Source organism: Pseudomonas fluorescens, from assembly GCF_000968015.1.
Taxonomy (GTDB): domain Bacteria; phylum Pseudomonadota; class Gammaproteobacteria; order Pseudomonadales; family Pseudomonadaceae; genus Aquipseudomonas; species Aquipseudomonas fluorescens_W.
In genome coordinates this window covers 1-20,035 of sequence record NZ_LACH01000019.1, presented here as the reverse complement: position 1 = coordinate 20,035, position 20,035 = coordinate 1, and the positions used below count along the sequence as shown (strand labels likewise).

At 59.6% G+C, this 20,035-nt stretch carries 20 protein-coding genes; 15 read left to right on the top strand and 5 right to left on the bottom strand.

Annotation, left to right across the window (positions count from 1 at the left end):
* Window positions 1-110 precede the first annotated feature (110 nt).
* The 8 genes from minC to VD17_RS11955 all read left to right on the top strand — a co-directional run bounded on the left by minC (window position 111) and on the right by VD17_RS11955 (window position 7,863).
* Window positions 111-848 carry a septum site-determining protein MinC gene (gene minC / locus VD17_RS11985; RefSeq protein ID WP_046054034.1) on the top strand — a complete coding sequence of 246 codons (738 nt, stop codon included), beginning with the start codon at window positions 111-113 and terminating at the stop codon, window positions 846-848.
* Window positions 849-1,049: 201 nt separating this feature from the next.
* Window positions 1,050-1,862, top strand: a complete 813-nt coding sequence (minD, locus tag VD17_RS11980) for a septum site-determining protein MinD (RefSeq protein WP_033057165.1) — start codon at window positions 1,050-1,052, stop codon at window positions 1,860-1,862.
* Window positions 1,862-2,116 carry a cell division topological specificity factor MinE gene (minE, locus tag VD17_RS11975; RefSeq protein WP_007898843.1) on the top strand — a complete coding sequence of 85 codons (255 nt, stop codon included), beginning with the start codon at window positions 1,862-1,864 and terminating at the stop codon, window positions 2,114-2,116. Before minD ends, minE begins: the two co-directional genes overlap by 1 nt.
* Window positions 2,117-2,297: 181 nt before the next feature.
* Window positions 2,298-2,933, top strand: coding sequence for an RluA family pseudouridine synthase (locus VD17_RS11970; RefSeq protein ID WP_046037585.1), 636 nt, complete (start codon window positions 2,298-2,300; stop codon window positions 2,931-2,933).
* A 149-nt stretch (window positions 2,934-3,082) separates the two neighbouring features.
* Window positions 3,083-3,925 carry a hypothetical protein gene (locus VD17_RS11965; protein WP_046054003.1) on the top strand — a complete coding sequence of 281 codons (843 nt, stop codon included), beginning with the start codon at window positions 3,083-3,085 and terminating at the stop codon, window positions 3,923-3,925.
* 91 nt (window positions 3,926-4,016) lie between these two features.
* A complete protein-coding gene (locus VD17_RS11960; RefSeq protein WP_046047516.1) occupies window positions 4,017-5,306 on the top strand; it encodes a M18 family aminopeptidase in 1,290 nt (429 codons plus the stop codon).
* Window positions 5,307-5,454: 148 nt separating this feature from the next.
* Window positions 5,455-5,631 carry a hypothetical protein gene (locus tag VD17_RS32170; RefSeq protein WP_185753141.1) on the top strand — a complete coding sequence of 59 codons (177 nt, stop codon included), beginning with the start codon at window positions 5,455-5,457 and terminating at the stop codon, window positions 5,629-5,631.
* Between the two features lie 78 nt (window positions 5,632-5,709).
* Complete coding sequence (locus tag VD17_RS11955) at window positions 5,710-7,863, top strand: mechanosensitive ion channel family protein (RefSeq protein ID WP_046054002.1); 2,154 nt, start codon at window positions 5,710-5,712, stop codon at window positions 7,861-7,863.
* A gap of 89 nt (window positions 7,864-7,952) precedes the next feature.
* Here the strand turns inward: VD17_RS11955 and VD17_RS11950 are convergent, their stop codons facing one another.
* Complete coding sequence (locus tag VD17_RS11950) at window positions 7,953-9,626, bottom strand: DEAD/DEAH box helicase (protein ID WP_046054001.1); 1,674 nt, start codon at window positions 9,624-9,626, stop codon at window positions 7,953-7,955.
* Window positions 9,627-10,048: 422 nt separating this feature from the next.
* On the opposite strand from VD17_RS11950, the gene VD17_RS11945 reads away from it, so the two are divergent.
* Entirely contained in the window at window positions 10,049-10,840 is a 792-nt protein-coding gene (locus VD17_RS11945) for a crotonase/enoyl-CoA hydratase family protein (protein WP_046054000.1), read from the top strand.
* Window positions 10,841-10,947: 107 nt separating this feature from the next.
* Here VD17_RS11945 and VD17_RS11940 read toward each other — a convergent pair whose 3' ends face one another.
* Complete coding sequence (locus VD17_RS11940; RefSeq protein WP_046053999.1) at window positions 10,948-11,703, bottom strand: spermidine synthase; 756 nt, start codon at window positions 11,701-11,703, stop codon at window positions 10,948-10,950.
* 149 nt (window positions 11,704-11,852) lie between these two features.
* Between VD17_RS11940 and VD17_RS11935 the strand changes: the two genes are divergently transcribed.
* Window positions 11,853-13,199 carry a class II 3-deoxy-7-phosphoheptulonate synthase gene (locus VD17_RS11935; RefSeq protein WP_008031425.1) on the top strand — a complete coding sequence of 449 codons (1,347 nt, stop codon included), beginning with the start codon at window positions 11,853-11,855 and terminating at the stop codon, window positions 13,197-13,199.
* An 86-nt stretch (window positions 13,200-13,285) separates the two neighbouring features.
* Here VD17_RS11935 and VD17_RS11930 read toward each other — a convergent pair whose 3' ends face one another.
* A complete protein-coding gene (locus tag VD17_RS11930; RefSeq protein WP_046053998.1) occupies window positions 13,286-14,515 on the bottom strand; it encodes a winged helix-turn-helix domain-containing protein in 1,230 nt (409 codons plus the stop codon).
* Between the two features lie 64 nt (window positions 14,516-14,579).
* Complete coding sequence (locus VD17_RS11925; RefSeq protein WP_033057173.1) at window positions 14,580-14,795, bottom strand: DUF1127 domain-containing protein; 216 nt, start codon at window positions 14,793-14,795, stop codon at window positions 14,580-14,582.
* A 95-nt stretch (window positions 14,796-14,890) separates the two neighbouring features.
* Here VD17_RS11925 and VD17_RS11920 point away from each other — a divergent pair, with 95 nt between their 5' ends.
* Complete coding sequence (locus tag VD17_RS11920; RefSeq protein ID WP_046053997.1) at window positions 14,891-15,745, top strand: LysR substrate-binding domain-containing protein; 855 nt, start codon at window positions 14,891-14,893, stop codon at window positions 15,743-15,745.
* On the opposite strand, the gene VD17_RS11915 is transcribed toward VD17_RS11920, so the two are convergent.
* Window positions 15,735-16,484: a sulfite exporter TauE/SafE family protein gene (locus tag VD17_RS11915; protein WP_046053996.1), complete on the bottom strand. Its 750-nt coding sequence runs from the start codon at window positions 16,482-16,484 to the stop codon at window positions 15,735-15,737. The genes VD17_RS11920 and VD17_RS11915 overlap by 11 nt on opposite strands.
* Window positions 16,485-16,596: 112 nt before the next feature.
* On the opposite strand from VD17_RS11915, the gene VD17_RS11910 reads away from it, so the two are divergent.
* The 4 genes from VD17_RS11910 to VD17_RS11895 all read left to right on the top strand — a co-directional run bounded on the left by VD17_RS11910 (window position 16,597) and on the right by VD17_RS11895 (window position 19,894).
* Window positions 16,597-17,553, top strand: coding sequence for a LysR family transcriptional regulator (locus VD17_RS11910; RefSeq protein ID WP_046053995.1), 957 nt, complete (start codon window positions 16,597-16,599; stop codon window positions 17,551-17,553).
* A gap of 69 nt (window positions 17,554-17,622) precedes the next feature.
* Window positions 17,623-18,084, top strand: coding sequence for a MarR family winged helix-turn-helix transcriptional regulator (locus VD17_RS11905; protein ID WP_046054033.1), 462 nt, complete (start codon window positions 17,623-17,625; stop codon window positions 18,082-18,084).
* A gap of 343 nt (window positions 18,085-18,427) precedes the next feature.
* Entirely contained in the window at window positions 18,428-18,847 is a 420-nt protein-coding gene (locus tag VD17_RS11900) for an organic hydroperoxide resistance protein (RefSeq protein WP_046053994.1), read from the top strand.
* A 33-nt stretch (window positions 18,848-18,880) separates the two neighbouring features.
* Entirely contained in the window at window positions 18,881-19,894 is a 1,014-nt protein-coding gene (locus tag VD17_RS11895; protein WP_046053993.1) for an alpha/beta hydrolase, read from the top strand.
* Window positions 19,895-20,035: the final 141 nt, after the last annotated feature.

Below are 20,035 nucleotides of genomic sequence, written 5' to 3'. Positions count from 1 at the left end.
CCGGAAAGACAATGGCCGCGCATTCTACATCGTTCGACCCGGCTTGCGGCTCGCGGGCGTTCTCGTTATAAGTCTCGGCACTTTTAGTGACAAGTCGTTGTATGCCGACCATGAGCCAAACCGAACCGCTAGACCAAGATCCCGTGTTCCAGCTGAAGGGCAGCATGCTCGCCATTACGGTGCTGGAACTGGCCCGTAACGACCTCGAGAACCTCGATCGTCAACTGGCCGCCAAGGTTGCCCAGGCGCCAAACTTCTTTAGTAACGCGCCATTGGTGCTGGCCCTGGATAAACTCCCGGCCAGCGAAGGCGCGGTCGATCTGCCGGGCCTGATGCGCGTCTGCCGCCAGCATGGCCTGCGCACCCTGGCAATCCGTGCCAGCCGCATCGAAGACATCGCCGCGGCCATTGCGGTCGACCTGCCGGTGCTGCCACCTTCCGGCGCCCGTGAGCGTCCGTTGGACCCGCTCGAAGGCCAAATCAAGAAAAAACCGGAAAAACCGCCGGAGCCGACTATCAAGCCTACGAAGATCATCACCTCGCCTGTACGCGGTGGGCAGCAGATTTATGCCCAGGGCTGCGATCTGGTGGTGATTTCGTCGGTCAGCCCGGGGGCGGAACTTCTCGCCGACGGGAACATCCATGTATACGGCCCGATGCGTGGTCGAGTGTTGGCCGGCGTCAAAGGCGACACGAAAGCCAGGATTTTCTGTCAGCAAATGAGCGCTGAACTGGTTTCCATCGCGGGCCACTACAAGGTTTCTGAGGATCTGCGTCGCGACCCTTTGTGGGGCGCGGGCGTACAGGTCAGCCTATCGGGCGATGTGTTGAACATCATTCGGCTTTAACGGATACTGCCGCATTTTCCAAGCATCTCTAAAACGTAGCGAAAACGGCTCAAACGAAGTAGGAAAAAGGCTATAGGCAGTGTTTACCCGAGGTAAGCGCCGTTCTGGACCGAATTCCAGCCAAGGCTGTCCGACTGCAGTAGTTTTTCTAGAGATGTTTTTCAGGGGCTAAATGTCCTTTTTCCTTAGGGGTGAAACACCTTGGCCAAGATTCTCGTGGTTACATCCGGCAAGGGTGGTGTGGGTAAGACCACCACCAGTGCTGCTATTGGTACCGGCCTCGCACTGCGCGGTCACAAAACAGTTATCGTCGACTTCGACGTCGGTTTGCGTAACCTCGACCTGATCATGGGTTGCGAGCGTCGCGTGGTGTATGACTTCGTCAACGTAGTGAACGGCGAAGCCAACCTGCAACAAGCCCTGATCAAAGACAAACGCCTGGAAAACCTCTACGTACTGGCCGCCAGTCAGACCCGCGACAAAGACGCGCTGACCGTCGAAGGCGTGGAAAAAGTGTTGATGGCGCTGAAAGAAGACTTCGAATACGTGGTCTGCGACTCTCCGGCCGGCATCGAAAAAGGCGCCCACCTGGCCATGTACTTCGCAGACGAAGCGATTATCGTGACCAACCCGGAAGTGTCCTCGGTTCGTGACTCGGACCGCATGCTCGGCCTGCTGGCCAGCAAATCGCGTCGCGCTGAAAAGGGCGAAGAGCCGATCAAGGAACACCTGCTGCTGACCCGCTACAACCCGCAACGAGTCAGTGACGGCGAGATGCTCGGCGTCGAAGACGTCAAAGAGATTCTGGCGGTCGCCCTGCTGGGTGTCATTCCGGAATCCCAAGCGGTACTCAAAGCTTCCAACTCGGGCGTGCCAGTCATTCTCGACGACCAGAGCGATGCCGGTCAGGCATACAGCGATGCGGTCGATCGTCTGCTGGGCAAAACCGTGGAGCATCGTTTTCTCGATGTAACGAAGAAGGGATTCTTCGAGCGCCTGTTTGGAGGTAGATAATGAATCTTTTTGACTTCTTTCGTGCCAGCAAAAAGGTCAGCACCGCGTCGGTAGCGAAAGAGCGTCTACAGATTATCGTGGCGCACGAACGCGGCCAACGCAGTACACCGGACTACCTGCCAGCCTTGCAGAAGGAATTGGTCGAGGTCATCCGCAAGTACGTCAATATCGGGTCCGATGACGTGCACGTCGCTCTGGAAAACCAGGGCAGCTGCTCGATTCTGGAACTCAATATCACCCTGCCTGACCGCTGAGTCGATCCGGCTGGAGCCACGGCGGTTCAGAATCTTTTGAGCCCCTGTAGGAGCTGCCGCAGGCTGCGATCTTTTGATCTTGTTTTAAAAGCAGAATCAAAAGATCGCAGCCTGCGGCAGCTCCTACACGGGGCAATGAAGGTTCTGAGCCGCCGTTGGCGTTTGTTACGAGGCTGTTTTAATGCCGCTGTCCAACATCCACATCATCCATCAGGACGCCGCCGTGCTGGTGGTGAACAAACCGACCCTGCTGCTCTCCGTCCCTGGCCGGGCCGATGACAACAAGGACTGCCTGATTACCCGCCTGCAGGAAAACGGCTACCCGGAAGCGCGAATCGTCCATCGTCTGGACTGGGAAACCTCCGGCATTATTCTGTTGGCCCGTGATCCGGACACGCATCGCGAGCTGTCTCGGCAATTTCACGATCGCGAAACCGAAAAGGCCTACACCGCCCTGTGCTGGGGACAACCGGAACTGGACAGTGGCAGCATCGATCTGCCCTTGCGCTACGACCCGCCGACCAAGCCACGCCATGTGGTGGACCATGAATTCGGCAAACATGCCCTGACCTTCTGGCGGGTATTGGAGCGCTGCGGCGACTGGTGTCGTGTCGAATTGACGCCGATCACCGGCCGCTCCCATCAGTTGCGCGTGCACATGCTTTCCATCGGCCACCCACTGCTGGGTGACGGGCTGTATGCCCACGAGCAAGCACTGGCCGCCTGGCCACGACTGTGTTTGCACGCGAGCATGCTGAGCTTCACTCACCCGCAAAGCGGCGAACGCTTGCGCTTCGAGTGCCCTGCTCCTTTTTAAGCAGCCGCCGAACCAAAAAACGCCCTTCCATTGAAGGGCGTTTTTTTATTTCTTGTTACAAATCGACGTGAAAATGGCGTGAAAATATTGTCATGAATTTGTAATAAAACGTAAAATGACGGCACTTTGATATCAGGCAGGAAGCCCTCGTGCTCAGCAGCAAGACATTCCAAGACGACTACCCGTTCACCTTCTGCCTGTTCAACACCACACTGCACCTTAGCGAGCAGCCTTCAACCGAAGCACAACAAGCGCTTGAACAGCTCATACACAAACGACGCGCCCACAAGCTCACCCGTGCGAGTGCGCCGCTGGCCTCCGGAGACACGCCACTGTTTGCCAAGGTCCAGCCGCTGGATACCTTAAAGGCAAAAGTGCGAGTGACCTTTGGCAAACCGCAGCGCAATGGTCGATTCGACTGGCCGCTGGAAGAGCTGATCAACACACTTGAAGCACAACGCCGTGGCGTGCAAATGCCGCCGCTGCAAGGGTTCGGTTACACCAAGGACCGACTGGGGCTGACCCAGGAGTATTTCATTATCACGCGCCTGCTCGACGATCATATCGACGGTGTGCAATGGCTTAAAAGCAACCCGGACAACGTCGAAACATTCATTCTCGACGCCTTCGAATTGCTGAGCTCCCTGTCCCGGAAGAACATCACGCACATGGATTTCTGGGCTGGTAACATCATGATCCCGCAAACACCACAGACTCCGCTCAAAGCCATCGACTTTGAAAACTGCTTTGCCGGCCAGACAAACCATCAAAGCGAAACCCTCGGTTTTCAACTGGGCTTCTTCTATCGCCGAGACATCTACAAGCTCATCACCGAAGCCGCCTATGACCGACTGGTGGACGACTACATTCGACAGATCCCGGGTATCTCGAAGGAAAAATTCAACGAGGTGTACCTCGCGAGCAAACATGAATATGTGGGCCGCAAGCAACGTCGCGAAGTGTTCCTCAATGGCAACCTGATCACCGGCTGACTCATCCAGCTGGCGTACGTCGAACGGCATTGTCTCTGCAATGCCGTGAGCCAATACGTTAAACTTGCGCCATTGCTGTCTGGAGCTACTTATGCGCGAAGAGTTGAACCAAGGCCTGATCGATTTCCTCAAGGCCTCCCCTACCCCATTCCATGCCACCGCCAGCCTTGTTCAGCGCCTGGAAGCGGCGGGCTATCAACGCCTTGACGAGCGCGAGCCATGGACCACCGAAGCCAACGGTCGTTACTACGTCACCCGTAACGACTCGTCGATCGTCGCGTTCAAGATGGGCCGTCATTCGCCCCTGCACGGCGGCATTCGCCTGGTTGGCGCGCACACCGACAGCCCATGCCTGCGGGTCAAACCCCAGCCGGAACTGCAACGTCAGGGCTTCTGGCAACTGGGCGTCGAAGTCTATGGCGGCGCACTGCTGGCGCCATGGTTCGACCGCGACCTGTCCCTGGCCGGCCGTGTGACCTTCCGCCGTGACGGCAAGGTCGAGAGCCAGCTCGTCGACTTCAAGGCGCCGATCGCCATCATCCCGAACCTGGCCATTCACCTGAACCGTGAAGCCAACATGGGCTGGGCGATCAACGCCCAGACCGAACTGCCGCCAATCCTTGCGCAATTTGCCGGTGACGAGCGCGTGGACTTCCGCGCCGTGCTCACCGACCAACTCGCCCGCGAACATGGCTTGAACGCCGACGTGGTGCTCGACTATGAGCTGAGCTTCTACGACACCCAGAGCGCTGCGGTCATCGGCCTGCATGGCGACTTCATTGCCGGAGCGCGCCTGGACAACCTGCTGTCGTGCTATGCCGGCCTGCAAGCCTTGCTGACCACCGAAACCGACGAAACCTGCGTGCTGGTCTGCAACGATCACGAAGAAGTCGGTTCCTGCTCGGCTTGCGGCGCCGATGGCCCGATGCTGGAGCAGACGCTGCGTCGCCTGCTGCCTGAAGGCGATGAGTTCGTGCGCACCATTCAGAAATCCCTGCTGGTCTCGGCTGACAACGCCCACGGCGTGCATCCCAACTACGCCGACAAGCACGATGCCAACCACGGCCCGAAACTCAACGCCGGCCCGGTGATCAAGGTCAACAGCAACCAGCGCTACGCCACCAACAGCGAAACCGCGGGGTTCTTCCGCCACCTGTGCATGGCCGAAGAAGTGCCGGTACAGAGCTTCGTGGTGCGCAGCGACATGGGTTGCGGCTCGACCATCGGCCCGATCACCGCCAGCCACCTGGGTGTGCGCACCGTGGACATCGGCCTGCCAACCTTCGCCATGCACTCGATCCGCGAACTGTGCGGCAGCCATGATCTGGCGCACCTGGTCAAAGTGCTGAGCGCGTTTTACGCCTGCCGCGAGCTGCCATAATCCGTGCAGGAGCTGGTAGGAGCTGTCGAGAGAAACGAGGCTGCGATCTTTTGATCTTGTTTTTAAATAGCAAAGTCAAAAGATCGCAGCCTCGTTTCACTCGACAGCTCCTACACTTTAACCACCCCTTTCGACAAGGCAGTCGCTCATGATCTCGTTGTCTTCGTTTCACGCCATGCTGATCCCGATTCTTTCCGGGATGATCATGCTGGCAATCGGCTTCAATTTTCGCGACAAAAACGTCGGCGTGTTCGCGATGTGGATCGGCATGTTGATGATCCTCGCCACCGTGATTTTCAAGATCCTCGCCAAACTCAACGAATAAATCCCCACCCCTGGCTCGCATTGATTTTGACGGGCTCGTACACTCGGTCGATCCGCTCATCCCGAGGTTGACCGCCTAGTGTTCGCTCGTCTTTTTGCCCTGCCGTGTTTATTCCTCGTCTGCCTCATGACGCTGCTGCCGATGGCACCCGCCCAGGCAGTCGGCTTGCCCAGCCTGCTCAACAGCCCGGCAAAACAGCCAGAGGCGCAAGAGCCCTTGGGGCAATCCCTGGACGAAGTCATCAAGTCGCTGGAGAACGATCAGCAACGCAGCAAATTGCTGGCGGATTTGAAAAAGCTGCGCGATGTCACCAAAAAGGCCCAACCGGTCACCGAAGTAGGCGTCCTGGGACTGATCGGTGGCACCCTGGCCAGTTTCGAAAAACAGTTTTCAGGCGCGGACAGCCCTCTCACTCGCTGGTCCGAAGAGTTCAAACTGGCCGAGGATGAACTGAGAGCGCTGGTGCTCCCGGCCAATGAATGGCTGCCGATCATCTTTGCCTTTGCCATGATCCTGATGGTCTGGAGCTTGCTGGCCGCCGCGCTGATCTGGGTCAGCCACCGGGTGCGGATGCGCTTCGGCCTGACCGAAGAACTGCCGCAGCACCCCAAGGCCCTGGACATGTTGCGCTTCGCCCTGCGCAAACTCGGGCCGTGGCTGATTGCCTTGGTCATAACGGTGTACATGAGCTACGCCCTGCCATCGTCACTGGGCAAAAGCCTGGCCATGGTGCTGGCTTATGCGCTGGTGGTTGGCACCTGTTTTTCGGCGATCTGCGTGATAGCCTTTTCGCTGCTCGACGGCCCACACCGCCACCGCGCCCTGTACATCCTGCGGCATCAAGCCTTTCGGCCGCTGTGGCTGATCGGCAGTTTCGCCGCCTTCGGTGAAGCCCTGAGCGATCCGCGACTGGTCGAAAGCCTCGGCAGTCATCTGGCGCACACCGCCGCGACGGTCGCCAACGTACTGGCGGCATTGTCCACGGGGCTGTTCATCCTGCGGTTCCGTCGCCCCATCGCCCACTTGATCCGCAACCAGCCGCTGTCCCGACGCCTGACTCGCCGGGCCATTAGCGACACGATCGAGATTCTCGGGACCTTCTGGTACATGCCCGCGCTGGTACTGGTGGGGATTTCCCTGTTCGCCACGTTCGTCTCGGCCGGCGATACCAGCACCGCGCTGCGTCAGTCGCTGATCTGCACGGTGTTGCTGGTGTTGTGCATGGTCATCAACGGCTTGGTGCGCCGCCATTCACTCAAACCGCAACGCAGCGCGAAGCGTCATGCGCTGTATTCGGAGCGCTTGAAAAGCTTCTTCTACACACTCGCTCATTTGGCGGTGTGGCTGGCGTTCATCGAACTCGGCCTGCGGGTCTGGGGCATGTCGCTGATCCGCTTCACCGAGGGCGAAGGCCATGAAGTCAGCGTCAAACTGTTCAGCCTTGGCGGCACGCTGATTTTTGCCTGGTTGATCTGGATTCTCAGCGACACTGCCGTGCACCACGCCCTCACCCGCTCGCGCAAAGGCCTGGCGAATGCCCGCGCGCAGACGATGATGCCGCTGATCCGTAACGTGTTGTTCGTGGCGATTTTCATCATTGCGCTGATCGTCGCCCTGGCAAACATGGGCATGAACGTCACGCCGTTGCTGGCCGGTGCCGGCGTGATCGGTCTGGCCATCGGTTTCGGTGCACAGTCGCTGGTGGCGGACCTGATCACCGGGCTGTTCATCATTATCGAAGACTCGTTGGCCATCGATGACTACGTCGATGTCGGCGGCCACCTGGGCACCGTCGAAGGGCTGACCATTCGTACCGTGCGCCTGCGGGACATTGACGGCATCGTCCACACCATTCCGTTCAGCGAAATCAAAAGCATCAAGAACTACTCCCGGGAATTCGGCTATGCGATTTTCCGGGTGGCGATACCTTCCAACATGGACATCGATAACGCGATCAAACTGATGCGCGACGTCGGCCAGAAGATGCGCACCGACCCACTGCAACGGCGCAACATCTGGTCGCCACTGGAGATTCAGGGTGTCGAGAGTTTCGAGTCAGGCAACGCGATTCTTCGCGCCCGGTTCAAGACCGCGCCGATCAAGCAATGGGAAGTGTCCCGAGCATTCAACCTGTCACTCAAGCGACACCTGGACGAAGCCGGGCTCGACCTGGCGACACCCCGCATGAGCGTGCAAGTGATCACGGCGGGTGGCGGCCAAGTACAGGAATAGCCACAACGCAGCGGTTACAAATCGCAGACAAAAAAATCCCCGAACCAGTCGGGGATTTTTTATGTTCGATCAATCAGCCCGAGAGCGGATCAATCTTCGCGATAGCGACGCAGCTTCAACTGCTTACCGGCAACGCGAGTGTCCTTCAGCTTGGTCAGCAGACGCTCCAGACCATCTTCCGGCAGCTCAACGAGGCTGAAGCTGTCACGCACCTGGATGCGACCGATTGCTTCGCGAGCCAGACCACCCTCATTGAGGATAGCGCCCAGCAGGTTCTTGGCAGCGATACCATCACGCGCACCCAGCGCGGTACGGCAACGAGCACGGCCTTCGGCCAATGGAACCGGAGCACGACGCTCACGATCACCACGGTCCGGACGATCACCGGTACGCTCTGGACGATCGCCACGCGGTGCGTTGTTCGGCACCAGTGGACGTTCTTTCTCGATGGCAGCCAGGGTCAACGCTTGAGCGTTGGTTGCCTTGCGCAGCAGAGCAGCGGCCAGTGCACGCGGGGTGCAACCGATGTCGGCAGTCAGGCGATCCAGCAGATCACCGTGGGTCGATTCGGCATCGCCAACCAGCGGCGACAGGCTGTTGGTCAGTTTCTTGATGCGGGCATCGAGAACGGCCTGAGCGTCCGGCAGGCGAACTTCGGCAACTTTCTGACCGGTTACACGCTCGATCACTTGCAGCATGCGGCGCTCACGCGGAGTCACCAGCAGCAGTGCACGACCTTCGCGACCGGCACGGCCGGTACGGCCGATACGGTGAACGTAGGATTCCGGGTCGTACGGCATGTCAACGTTGAACACGTGAGTGATGCGCGGAACGTCCAGGCCACGAGCAGCAACGTCGGTCGCCACAACGATGTCCAGACGGCCATCCTTGAGGGATTCGATCACGCGCTCACGTTGGTTCTGAGCAATGTCACCGTTCAGCGCAGCGGCTTTGTAGCCTTTGGCTTCCAGGGCACTGGCCAGGTCCAGGGTCGCTTGCTTGGTGCGCACGAACATGATCAGGGCATCGAAGTCTTCAACTTCCAGCAGGCTCAATACAGCCGAGGTCTTCTGGTCAGCGTGAACCAACAGGTGAGCCTGTTCGATCGCGGTAACGGTCTGAGTCTTGGTCTGGATCTTCACGTGTTGCGGATCGCGCAGATGGCGTTCGGCAATGGCACGGATCGACTGCGGCAAGGTGGCCGAGAACAATACGGTCTGACGGGTTGGAGGCAAGGCCTTGAAGATAACTTCGAGGTCGTCCATGAAACCCAGTTTGAGCATTTCGTCCGCTTCGTCGAGAACCAGGTGGTTCACGGTCGACAGAACTTTTTCGTCGCGACGCAGGTGGTCGCACAGACGGCCCGGAGTGGCGACAACGATCTGTGCGCCATTACGGATTGCTTTCAGTTGTGGACCCATAGGGGCGCCGCCGTAAACGGCCACAACGGTAACGCCCGGCATTTGCTTGGCGTAGGTTTCGAAAGCGGTTGCTACTTGCAGCGCCAACTCACGGGTTGGCGCCAGGATCAGGGCTTGCGGCTCGCGCTTAGCAGGATCGATGCGATGCAGGATCGGCAGGGCGAACGCAGCGGTTTTACCCGTACCGGTTTGCGCCTGACCAATCATGTCGTGACCGGCCATGATGATCGGGATCGATTGCTGCTGAATAGCCGAAGGTTCTTCGTAGCCAGTCGCGATGACGGCTGCAAGAATGTTCGGATTAAGATTAAAAGCGGCGAAGCCGCCGGTTTCCTGGGTCATGGGTCTGCCTCTAAGTGCATCCGCAAAGACCCATGCTCCAAAGCTGCGCATGCCGTGTAAGACTCAAGAGTCGCCCTGGCTGCTTTGTCGGCGGGGATTTGCGAAAACGAATGAATGAAAAAGATTCGTCAAGGGAGAGTCCGCTGTGCGGACGTGCAGCCGAAGCTGACTTCGGGGAATTGCGCTACCTAAACGCGGCCCGGTTAAAGGCCGGCGCGCACTATACCGGAATTCGCTCAAAAAGGGAGCTTTATTTGTCGGAAAACTGCCGTATACAGCGTTCTGTCACACGCTTTGCGGATAATCGGGCAACGGTCTATTTTTCCAAGGCCCAGCCCTGCTGACGATCGCGCTAAAACGGTTCACCCTTGTGATGCAGACCTGCCGTCTGACACCCCCTTCCCCGCCCGAGGAAATGCACCATGAATCAGCCCTGCTCCAGTCGTGTGAGCCGTGAACGGCACGGTCATGTCCTGATGATCGGCCTGGATCGGGTGGCCAAACGCAACGCCTTCGATCTCGACCTGCTCAACGAACTGAGCCTGGCCTATGGCGAGTTCGAGGCCGACAGCGAGGCGCGGGTGGCGGTGGTGTTCGGCCATGGTGAGCATTTCACCGCAGGGCTGGATCTGGTCAGTGCCAGTGCGGCCCTGGCCGAAGGCTGGCAGGCACCGCCCGGCGGCTGCGATCCATGGGGTGTTTTTGCCGGCCCCAGAGTCAGCAAACCGGTGATCGTCGCCGCGCAAGGCTACTGCCTGACCATCGGCATCGAATTGATGCTGGCCGCCGATATCAACCTGTGCGCCAGCAACACCCGTTTCGCCCAGAAAGAAGTGCAACGCGGGATCTTCCCGTTCGGCGGCGCCACGTTACGCCTGCATCAGGTTGCTGGCTGGGGCAATGCCATGCGCTGGTTGTTGACCGGTGATGAATTCGACGCCCATGACGCGTTGCACCTGGGCTTGGTGCAGGAAGTCATGGCCAGCGAGGATCTGCTGCCACGGGCGATTGAATTGGCTGAGCGAATTGCCCGGCAGGCGCCGCTTGGGGTTCAGGCGACGTTGATGTCTGCAAGGCAGGCGCGTTATGAAGGGGAAACAGCGGCGGCGCAGGCGTTGCCACCGATGGTGAAGAAGTTGCTGACCAGTGAGGATGCCAGGGAAGGCGTGCGGTCGATGATCGAGAAGCGTCCCGGCGTCTTCAAAGGGCTTTGAGGAATTTGTTGACTGGAAGATAGCCATCGCGAGCAAGCTCGCTCCCACATTGGAATGCGTTTCCATGTGGGAGCGAGCTTGCTCGCGATGGGGCCCTTACAGACAACTCATGTTGCCGGGCGGATTGCCTTGATCAACGACTGCAACGAATACCCCAACCGTGGCGCCAACCCTTCGGCGCGGGCGATCAAGCCGTCCATGTCCAGTTCCTGATCCAGTTCCGAAGGCACGATCAGAATCACGTTGCCCTCCTTCACCGGCAGTTCCCAGTAATGCCGGTGATAGAGCCCGCGCAACAAGGCAGCGCCCAACGGTTTGCCATCGTCGGTGGCCCACTGATTGATCACCAGCCAGCCACCCGGATTCAGGCGTTTCTGACAGTTTTCCAGGAAATTCCACGCCAGATGCCCGACACCCGGCCCGACATCGGTATAGAGGTCGACGAAAATCAGATCCGCCGGCTCGGCGGTATCGAGCAGTTCCAGCGCATCGCCCACCCGGATATACAGCCGCGGATCATCATCCAGCCCAAGGTATTCAATGGCCAGGCGCGGTACGTCGGGGCGCAGTTCGATGGCTTCGACGTCTTCCAGCGGCAGGAACTTGAGGCAGGCCTGGGTCAGGGTGCCGGCACCGAGGCCGAGGAACAGCGCGCTTTCCGGCTGCTCGTGACATAACGCACCAATCAGCATCGCCCGGGTGTAATCGTATTCGAGCCAGCTCGGGTCAGCCGTGAACACGCAGCTCTGCTCGATGGCATCACCGAACTCGAGAAAACGGTAATCGGCCACTTCCAGCACGCGAATCACGCCGAACTCATCCTGTACCTCGGCGAGCAGATGCTCGACGCGCTCCTCAGTCATTTCGTCTCCTGATCGTCACCGGGCCCGGCAACGCAATAAAACCGCGGAGTGGCGCGGCAAAAGCGCGATTGTCCGCGAAGCGACGGGAACAGGTCACGCACTAATTGCTGATAACATGACCGTCCGAGCGTAAAACACTAGAGACCGTGATGAGCCAACCCTGGAGCCCTGACAGCTGGCGCGCCCTGCCGATCCAGCAACAACCCCATTACCCCGACGCAGCGCATTTGCTGCACGTCGAGCAAACGCTGGCCAGTTATCCGCCACTGGTGTTTGCCGGTGAAGCCCGGGAGTTGCGCCGTCAGTTTGCCGAAGTGACCCAGGGCCGCGCGTTTCTGCTGCAGGGCGGCGACTGCGCCGAGAGCTTCGCCGAGTTCTCCGCCGCGAAAATCCGCGACACCTTTAAGGTGCTGCTGCAAATGGCGATCGTCATGACCTTCGCCGCCGGTTGCCCAGTGGTCAAGGTCGGGCGCATGGCCGGGCAATTCGCCAAACCGCGTTCAGCCAACGACGAAACCATCGACGGCGTAACCCTGCCGGCCTACCGTGGCGACATCGTCAACGGCATCGGTTTCGACGAAAAAAGCCGCGTGCCGGACCCGGAGCGCTTGCTCCAGTCCTACCACCAGTCGACCGCGACCCTGAACCTGCTGCGCGCCTTCGCCCAGGGCGGTTTTGCCGACCTGCATCAGGTGCACAAGTGGAACCTGGACTTCATCGCCAACTCGGCGCTGGCCGAGAAGTACAGCCACCTGGCCGATCGCATCGATGAAACCCTGGCGTTCATGCGCGCCTGCGGCATGGACAGCTCGCCACAACTGCGCGAAACCAGTTTCTTCACCGCCCACGAAGCGCTGCTGCTGAACTACGAAGAAGCCTTCGTGCGTCGCGACAGCCTGACCAACGATTACTACGATTGCTCGGCGCACATGCTGTGGATCGGCGACCGCACCCGTCAGCTCGACGGCGCTCATGTCGAGTTCCTGCGCGGCGTGAACAACCCGATCGGGGTTAAAGTCGGCCCAAGCATGAACCCCGAAGACCTGATTCGCCTGATCGACGTGCTCAACCCGGACAACGATCCGGGCCGTCTGAACCTGATTGCGCGGATGGGTGCGAACAAGGTCGGCGATCACCTGCCGCAACTGATCCGTGCCGTGCAACGCGAAGGCAAGCAAGTGCTGTGGAGTTCCGACCCGATGCACGGCAACACCATCAAGGCGAGCAGCGGCTACAAGACCCGCGACTTTGCGCAGATCCTTGGCGAAGTGAAACAGTTCTTCCAGGTTCACGAAGCGGAAGGCACGTATGCCGGCGGCATCCACATCGAGATGACCGGGCAGAATGTCACCGAGTGCATTGGTGGGGCGCGGCCGATTACCGAAGACGGGTTGTCGGATCGGTATCACACCCATTGCGACCCCCGGATGAATGCCGATCAGTCGCTGGAGTTGGCGTTTTTAATTGCTGAAACCCTGAAGCAGGTCCGCCGCTAAATCGCGTCGCTCCATTCGCGAGCAAGCCCGCTCCCACAGGATTGCGCTGTACCTGTGGGAGCGAGCTTGCTCGCGATGGCGTCAGCTCAATCACCACTGAACTGAGCCAATGCCACCCGCAACCGCGCCGCACTCGCCCGCGGGCAATTCAACTGAACCCGCTCAAGCCCCAGCCAATCCGCCATCCGCCGCAGATTGACCGCCAACGCCAGCATCCCCTCCTCATCCAGCCCCGGCTCTTCCTCATGCACAGCGTGCACCGCCAGCCTGCCCAACACCCGCTCGGCGCGTAGATCCACCCGCGCGGCAATCCGTTCGTTGTGCAAAAACGGCAACACGTAGTAGCCGTAGACCCGCTTGTCCTGCGGCGTATAAATCTCCAGCCGATAACGGAAATCGAACAGACGCTCGGTGCGACTGCGCTCCCAGATCAACGAATCAAACGGTGAAAGCAAGGCGCTGGCCTCGACCTTACGCGGCACTTTCGGCTCAGGCAGACAGTAAGCGGGCTGCCGCCAGCCCTGGACTTCGCACGTCAGCAACTCACCCGCCTCCACCAGTTCCGCCAAGCGCGGACGCGCATCACCGGGACTCAGGCGAAAGTAATCCCGCAAGTCTTTTTCTGTTCCGACGCCCAAGGCTGTCGCGGCATGCAGCAACAGGCCGCGCTGGGCCTCGGCCTCACTCAGCAGCGGCTGCGCAAGTATCGCCGAAGGAATCACCCGCTCCGGCAGATCATAAAGCCGCTCGAACCCGCGCCGCCCGGCCACGGTCACTTCACCGGCGGCGAACAACCACTCCAGCGCATGCTTTTCCGCACTCCAGTCCCACCAGGGCCCTGCCCGCTCCTGGCGGGTCGACAGGCTTCCGGCACCCAGCGCGCCCAGCTCCTGAACCGAGGCCAGCACCCGGCGAATCGTGTCCTGCTGCTCACGCCCAAAACGTGCCAGTTGCTGGTAGATATCTTCACCACGAGTCGCGCGCAGCATGCGCCAGCGCATCAACGGGTAAATAGACAAGGGCAGCAACGAGGCTTCATGCCCCCAATATTCGAAAAGGGTGCGCCGCCGGCCCGAACTCCAGGCAGCCTGGTCGAGCAAGTCGGATGAGTAATTGCCGAGGCGGGAAAACAAGGGAAGGTAGTGCGAACGCACCAATGCATTGACCGAATCGATCTGCAGAATGCCCAGCCGCTCGATCAGACGATTGAGCTGAACCGGTTTGATCGCCGCCGGCGGCTGGCGCCCGTTGAACCCTTGGGCGGCCAGCGCCAGACGCCGAGCCTGCTTGATGGAAAAGGACAGTGTTGCGCGCATGAACATCTCCTTGTCTGCTCGCAACCTACCTCACCGGGAGACGGTTTGTGTAGTTGTGTATGACTCATTTGTGCATCGGGTCATTCCAGAACGGTTTGACCGACTCGAACTCCACATCCGCACGACTCATGCCGATGTCCTTCAGTGCTTCATCGCTCAGACTCGCCAGCAGCTCGCGCTCCCGGTGAAGTTCGTACCAGCGGCTGAATTTGTGCAGCAGATCGGATACCAGGTGGATCGAGTGTTTTTCTACTGCTGGATATTCATGTTGACCTTTCATCTTGTTGCCCTCCGTTTGGATGGCTCAAGTGTCGCGCCGGGGCTAAGATCAATCCAACGAATGTTTCTGATGTAACACATCTCGGAGATTGATGAATGTCCGCCTTCCCAAGTATCGACACCGAAGTGCTGCGCACCTTTGTCGCCATCGCCGACCAGGGCGGTTTTACCCGGGCTGGCGAATTGGTCAATCGCACTCAGTCCGCCGTGAGCATGCAGATGAAGCGGCTGGAAGAGGATGTGTTGCAGCGTCAATTGTTCCAGCGCGACGGACGGCAGGTACGGCTGACGGCTGAGGGCCAGGTGCTGCTGGGTTATGCCCGGCGAATCCTGAAACTGCACAGCGAGGTGTTCAATACGCTGCGCGAGCCGCACATGGTCGGCATGGTGCGCATCGGCACACCGGACGATTACGTGATGCGTTTTTTGCCGGGGATTCTGCGGCGATTTGCCCAGACGTATCCGCTGATCCAGATCGAAGTGCACTGCGAATCATCAAAACAATTGCTGCTGCGTCAGGACCTGGACTTGACCATCGTCACCCGCGAGCCGGGCAACGAGATCGGCCAACTATTGCGCAGGGAGCATTTTGTCTGGGCCGAGGCGCAATGTTTCAGCGCCCATGAGCAAACACCGCTGCCACTGGCGATGTTCAACAGTGATTGTTTCTGCCGCTTATGGGCCTGCAATGCGCTGGACGCCATGGGGCGCGATTACCGCGTGGCGTACAACAGCGACAGCCTGTCGGCGATCATGGCGGTGGTCAGCGCCGGACTGGCTGTCACCGCGCAACTCGAAAGCCTGATCACGCCCGACATGCGCATTCTCGGTGAAGCCGAAGACCTGCCGATTCTGCCCGAGGCCAGCATCATGCTGGTGCGCAACCTGCACAACCCGTCGCCGATCACCGAGTGCCTGGCCGAACACATCGTCGAAGGCTTCAAACTTTAAGGGCGAGCATCACTGCGCAGAGCACCAGGAAACCACAGAACAACCCGCGCAGCAGTCGCTCCGGCAGTGCGTGGGCGATCCTCACGCCCCAACTGATGCTCATCAGACCGCCGACCGCCAAGGGCAGGCCGATCATCCAGTCCACCTGATGGTGCACCGCGTAAGTCACCAGCGTGACGCCCGTACTCGGCAACGCCAGCGCCAGCGACAACCCCTGCGCAACCACCTGACTGGTGCCGAACAGACTGGTCAGCACCGGCGTTGCCACCACCGCCCCGCCCACGCCAAATAACCCGCCCATGGTGCCGGAGGCGGCGCCGAGCACGCCCAGCCACGGCCATGAATAATTCATCTGCGCGGACGCTGGCGCGTTGGCGCAGAACATTCGCACCAGGTTGTAGGCCGACAGGGCAATCAGGAACGCGACAAATCCGACGCGCATGGTTTGCGCATCGATGCCCACCGCCCAGATCGAACCGATCCAGGCAAAACAGAACCCCATCGAAGCCAATGGCAGCGCATGGCGCAATTCAATCCGGTTGCGCTGGTGGTAACGCCACAGCGCCAGCATCACGTTGGGTACCACCATCACCAGCGCCGTGCCTTGGGCAATCTGCTGATCGAGGCCGAACAACACACCCAGCAGCGGGATCGCAATCAAACCACCGCCAATGCCGAATAAACCACCGAGGGTGCCCAGGGCAGCGCCAAACACCAGGTACATCAAAAACTCAATCACAGGCGATTTTCCCTTCACGTCAGGCTATTCATCCTACGCAGTCAACGCTGGCGGGGAAACGCACAGCAACGCACAATGGCTGTGCCAACTTCGCACAAGCACTGACAACACCATGAACCCTAATCAATTGACCGAACAACTGGGTCTGTTCCTCGACGTGCTGGAAACCGGCAGTTTTTCTGCCGCGTCCCGCCGCCACCCGCTGACCCCTTCGGCAGTGGCTCGGCGCATCGACAGCCTGGAAAACGCCGTCGGCTGTCAGTTGTTCATTCGCAGCACCCACGCGGTGCGCGCGACCCCGGCGGGTTTGGCGTTTGCCGAGCGTGCGCGACGGATCGTTGCTGAACTGCGGCTGGCCAGGGCTGAGGCGGTATCGTTAAGCAGCGCACCGGAAGGTTTGATTCGGATCGATGCACCGGCAGCGTTCGGGCGGCGACATCTGGCGCCGGTGATTGCCGACTTTCTGATGCTCTACCCCGGCCTCGACGTGCAGTTGCACTTGATCGACAGTTTCGTCGACATGCAGGGTTTGAATCTGGGCAAGGTCGATCTGGTGCTGCGCGCCGGGCAAATGGCCGATACCCGGCTGGTGGCCACGCCGCTGGCGAGCATGGTGCGCATCGCCTGTGCCAGCCCCGAATATTTGCAACGGCGTGGCGTGCCGACCGATCCGGCGCAGCTGATTGAACACGACGGTCTCGACTGGGATGGCCTGGCCCCGCCGTTCGCCTGGCGTTTCGAGCGGGACGGGCAGATGCACTTGCACCGCCCTGCGCGCATCCGCATGAGTGCCAACAACGCCGAGGCTTTGGTCTGCGGCGCATTGGCCGGGCTGGGTATCGCGCACTTGCCAACCTGGTTGACCAGCGAATACCTGTTACGCGGTGAACTGCTTCCGCTGTTCTGCGAACACGGCCTGCCACCACCAGAAACGACCGGTATTTATGCCCTGCGCCTTGAGCAACAACCCAATCCCCGCAGTCGCTTGTTGCTGGAATACCTGAAAACCCGCTTCAGCCCGATCCCGCCGTGGGATCTGGCGCTGCAAAGTACCCTCGACCGGCACTAGGCTAGAATTGTCTGGTGCATTAAAGATTCGTTCGCTAGATTTATGACGATCACTGATCAAGGCTTCGAAATGACCACCGAGCGCAACAACCCCGATAACTGCGACGACCTGCTGCTAGATAATCAGGCCTGCTTCGCCCTGCACTCCACCTCGCTGCTGATGACCAAGGTCTACAAGCCGCTGTTGCAAGCACTGGGCCTGACCTATCCGCAATACCTGGCAATGATGGTGTTGTGGGAACAGGACGGTTTGACCGTAGGCGAAATCAGCACGCGCCTGCTGACCGATCCTGGCTCACTGACGCCGTTGCTCAAACGCCTGGAAGTCGAAGGTTTGCTCAGCCGCACCCGCAGCCGTGAAGACGAGCGAGTGGTGATTGTCGAACTCACCGAACAGGGACGCGCCTTGCGGGAGCGGGCGCGCGGTATTCCCCAGTGCATCCTCGGCGCCAGCGGGATGACGCTGGAGAGACTGCAGAAACTGCAAGCGGAACTGCAAACGCTGCGTAGCAACCTGCAAGACAGCCTCTAATCTCCAAACCACCACAAATCCCCTGTGGGAGCGAGCTTGCTCGCGATAGCGGTGTGACATTCAGCATTGATGTCGACTAAAACACCGCCATCGCGAGCAAGCTCGCTCCCACATTTTCTTTGTGGTGGCCCTTCCAGATTCGTTCCCTCGTAAAAAATTCCTCGCTGAAAATCCTGCCGCAACAGCTCTAGTTCAACACTTCTAATCAGCGCCCGCCTCCAGACCAAAACTTTTTTCAAAATTTATCTTGCGCACTAAATATCAGCGCGCTACGTTCACCTCGCACTTACTTAGCGCGCAAACATTTAGCGCAAAACACCCAAACCCGAATGAGGCTCACACCATGCAAACTCTCTACACCGCTATCGCAACTTCCACCGGCGGCCGTGACGGTCGTGCGGTTTCCAGCGACAACATCCTCGACGTCAAACTCGCCACACCGAAGGAACTCGGTGGTGCCGGCGGCGCAGCAACCAACCCTGAGCAACTGTTCGCAGCCGGTTACTCCGCCTGCTTCATCGGCGCACTGAAATTCGTCGCCAGCCAGACCAAACGCAAAGTCCCGGACGACGCCTCGATCACTGCCCATGTCGGCATTGGCCAGATCCCTGGTGGTTTCGGCCTCGACATCGACCTGCACATCAGCCTGCCGGGTCTTGAGCAAGCCGATGCACAAAGCCTGGTCGATGCTGCACACCAGGTCTGCCCGTACTCCAACGCCACCCGTGGCAATGTCGATGTGCGCCTGCACGTTGCCGTCTAACCGCTGATTCCCAGGCCCGAACAGGAAACGAACATGAACACTTTCAGCAAAGTCTTGACCGGTACCCTTCTCGCCCTGTCCATCCACAGCGCATTCGCGGGCGACGGGGTTGAACACAACACCCAGGCGTTCCTCGACGTTCTGAACGCCGGCACCGGCAAACCGATGGAACAACTCACCCCTAAAGATGCCCGCGCCGTGCTGGTCGGCGCGCAGGCCGGGGTGAAACTGACGCTGCCAAAAGCCGATGTCAGCGAGAAGACCATTCAAGTCGACGGCCAACCGCTCAGCCTGACCATCGTCCGGCCGGCCGGGGTCAAAGGTCCGTTGCCAGTGTTCATGCTCTTCCACGGCGGTGGCTGGGTGCTGGGGGATTTTGCGACCCATGAACGTCTGGTTCGGGACTTGGTGACCGGTTCGGGGGCGGCAGCGGTGTTCGTCAATTACACCCCGTCACCGGAAGCGCACTACCCGGTGGCGATCAACCAGGCTTACGCCGCAACCCAATGGGTGGCCGAGCACGGTAAAGAGATCAACGTCGACGGCAAACGTCTGGCCGTGGCCGGCAACAGCGTCGGTGGCAACATGGCGGCAGTGGTTGCGCTGATGGCCAAAGACAAGGGCACGCCTGCGATCAGGTTCCAGGTGCTGCTGTGGCCGGTGACTGACGCCAGCTTCGAAACGGCGTCCTACAACCAGTTTGCCGAGGGGCACTTCCTCACCAAAAACATGATGAAGTGGTTCTGGGACAACTACACCACCGACGCTAAACAGCGTAACGAGATCTACGCCTCGCCACTGCGAGCGACCACTGCGCAACTCAAGGGTCTGCCACCTGCACTGGTGCAAACTGCCGGCGCCGACGTGTTGCGCGATGAAGGAGAAGCCTACGCCCGCAAACTCGACGAGGCCGGGGTGCCGGTCACGGCGGTGCGCTACAACGGCATGATCCACGACTATGGTTTGCTCAACGTGGTGAGCCAGGTGCCAGCGGTGCGCTCGGCGATGCTGCAAGCCTCTGAAGAGCTCAAGCAACACCTGAAGTAAACCCTGTAGGAGTGAGCCTGCTCGCGATAGCGGTGTGTCATACGATATTGATTTCGACTGACACACCGCTATCGCGAGCAGGCTCACACCTACAAGGGGTACAACGTTGAATTCGAAGTTGCAGGCATCGGCATAGGGGAC

Coding starts and splice junctions, on each gene's coding strand:
- VD17_RS11960 (WP_046047516.1), top strand. CDS start 4,017: ATGCGCGAAGAGTTGAACCAAGGCCTGATCGATTTCCTCAAGGCCTCC.
- VD17_RS11920 (WP_046053997.1), top strand. CDS start 14,891: ATGTCCGCCTTCCCAAGTATCGACACCGAAGTGCTGCGCACCTTTGTC.
- minC (WP_046054034.1), top strand. CDS start 111: ATGAGCCAAACCGAACCGCTAGACCAAGATCCCGTGTTCCAGCTGAAG.
- VD17_RS11925 (WP_033057173.1), bottom strand. CDS start 14,795: ATGAAAGGTCAACATGAATATCCAGCAGTAGAAAAACACTCGATCCAC.
- VD17_RS11950 (WP_046054001.1), bottom strand. CDS start 9,626: ATGACCCAGGAAACCGGCGGCTTCGCCGCTTTTAATCTTAATCCGAAC.
- VD17_RS11905 (WP_046054033.1), top strand. CDS start 17,623: ATGACCACCGAGCGCAACAACCCCGATAACTGCGACGACCTGCTGCTA.
- minE (WP_007898843.1), top strand. CDS start 1,862: ATGAATCTTTTTGACTTCTTTCGTGCCAGCAAAAAGGTCAGCACCGCG.
- VD17_RS11895 (WP_046053993.1), top strand. CDS start 18,881: ATGAACACTTTCAGCAAAGTCTTGACCGGTACCCTTCTCGCCCTGTCC.
- VD17_RS11930 (WP_046053998.1), bottom strand. CDS start 14,515: ATGCGCGCAACACTGTCCTTTTCCATCAAGCAGGCTCGGCGTCTGGCG.
- VD17_RS11910 (WP_046053995.1), top strand. CDS start 16,597: ATGAACCCTAATCAATTGACCGAACAACTGGGTCTGTTCCTCGACGTG.
- VD17_RS11935 (WP_008031425.1), top strand. CDS start 11,853: ATGAGCCAACCCTGGAGCCCTGACAGCTGGCGCGCCCTGCCGATCCAG.
- VD17_RS11900 (WP_046053994.1), top strand. CDS start 18,428: ATGCAAACTCTCTACACCGCTATCGCAACTTCCACCGGCGGCCGTGAC.
- VD17_RS11970 (WP_046037585.1), top strand. CDS start 2,298: ATGCCGCTGTCCAACATCCACATCATCCATCAGGACGCCGCCGTGCTG.
- VD17_RS11945 (WP_046054000.1), top strand. CDS start 10,049: ATGAATCAGCCCTGCTCCAGTCGTGTGAGCCGTGAACGGCACGGTCAT.
- VD17_RS11940 (WP_046053999.1), bottom strand. CDS start 11,703: ATGACTGAGGAGCGCGTCGAGCATCTGCTCGCCGAGGTACAGGATGAG.
- VD17_RS32170 (WP_185753141.1), top strand. CDS start 5,455: ATGATCTCGTTGTCTTCGTTTCACGCCATGCTGATCCCGATTCTTTCC.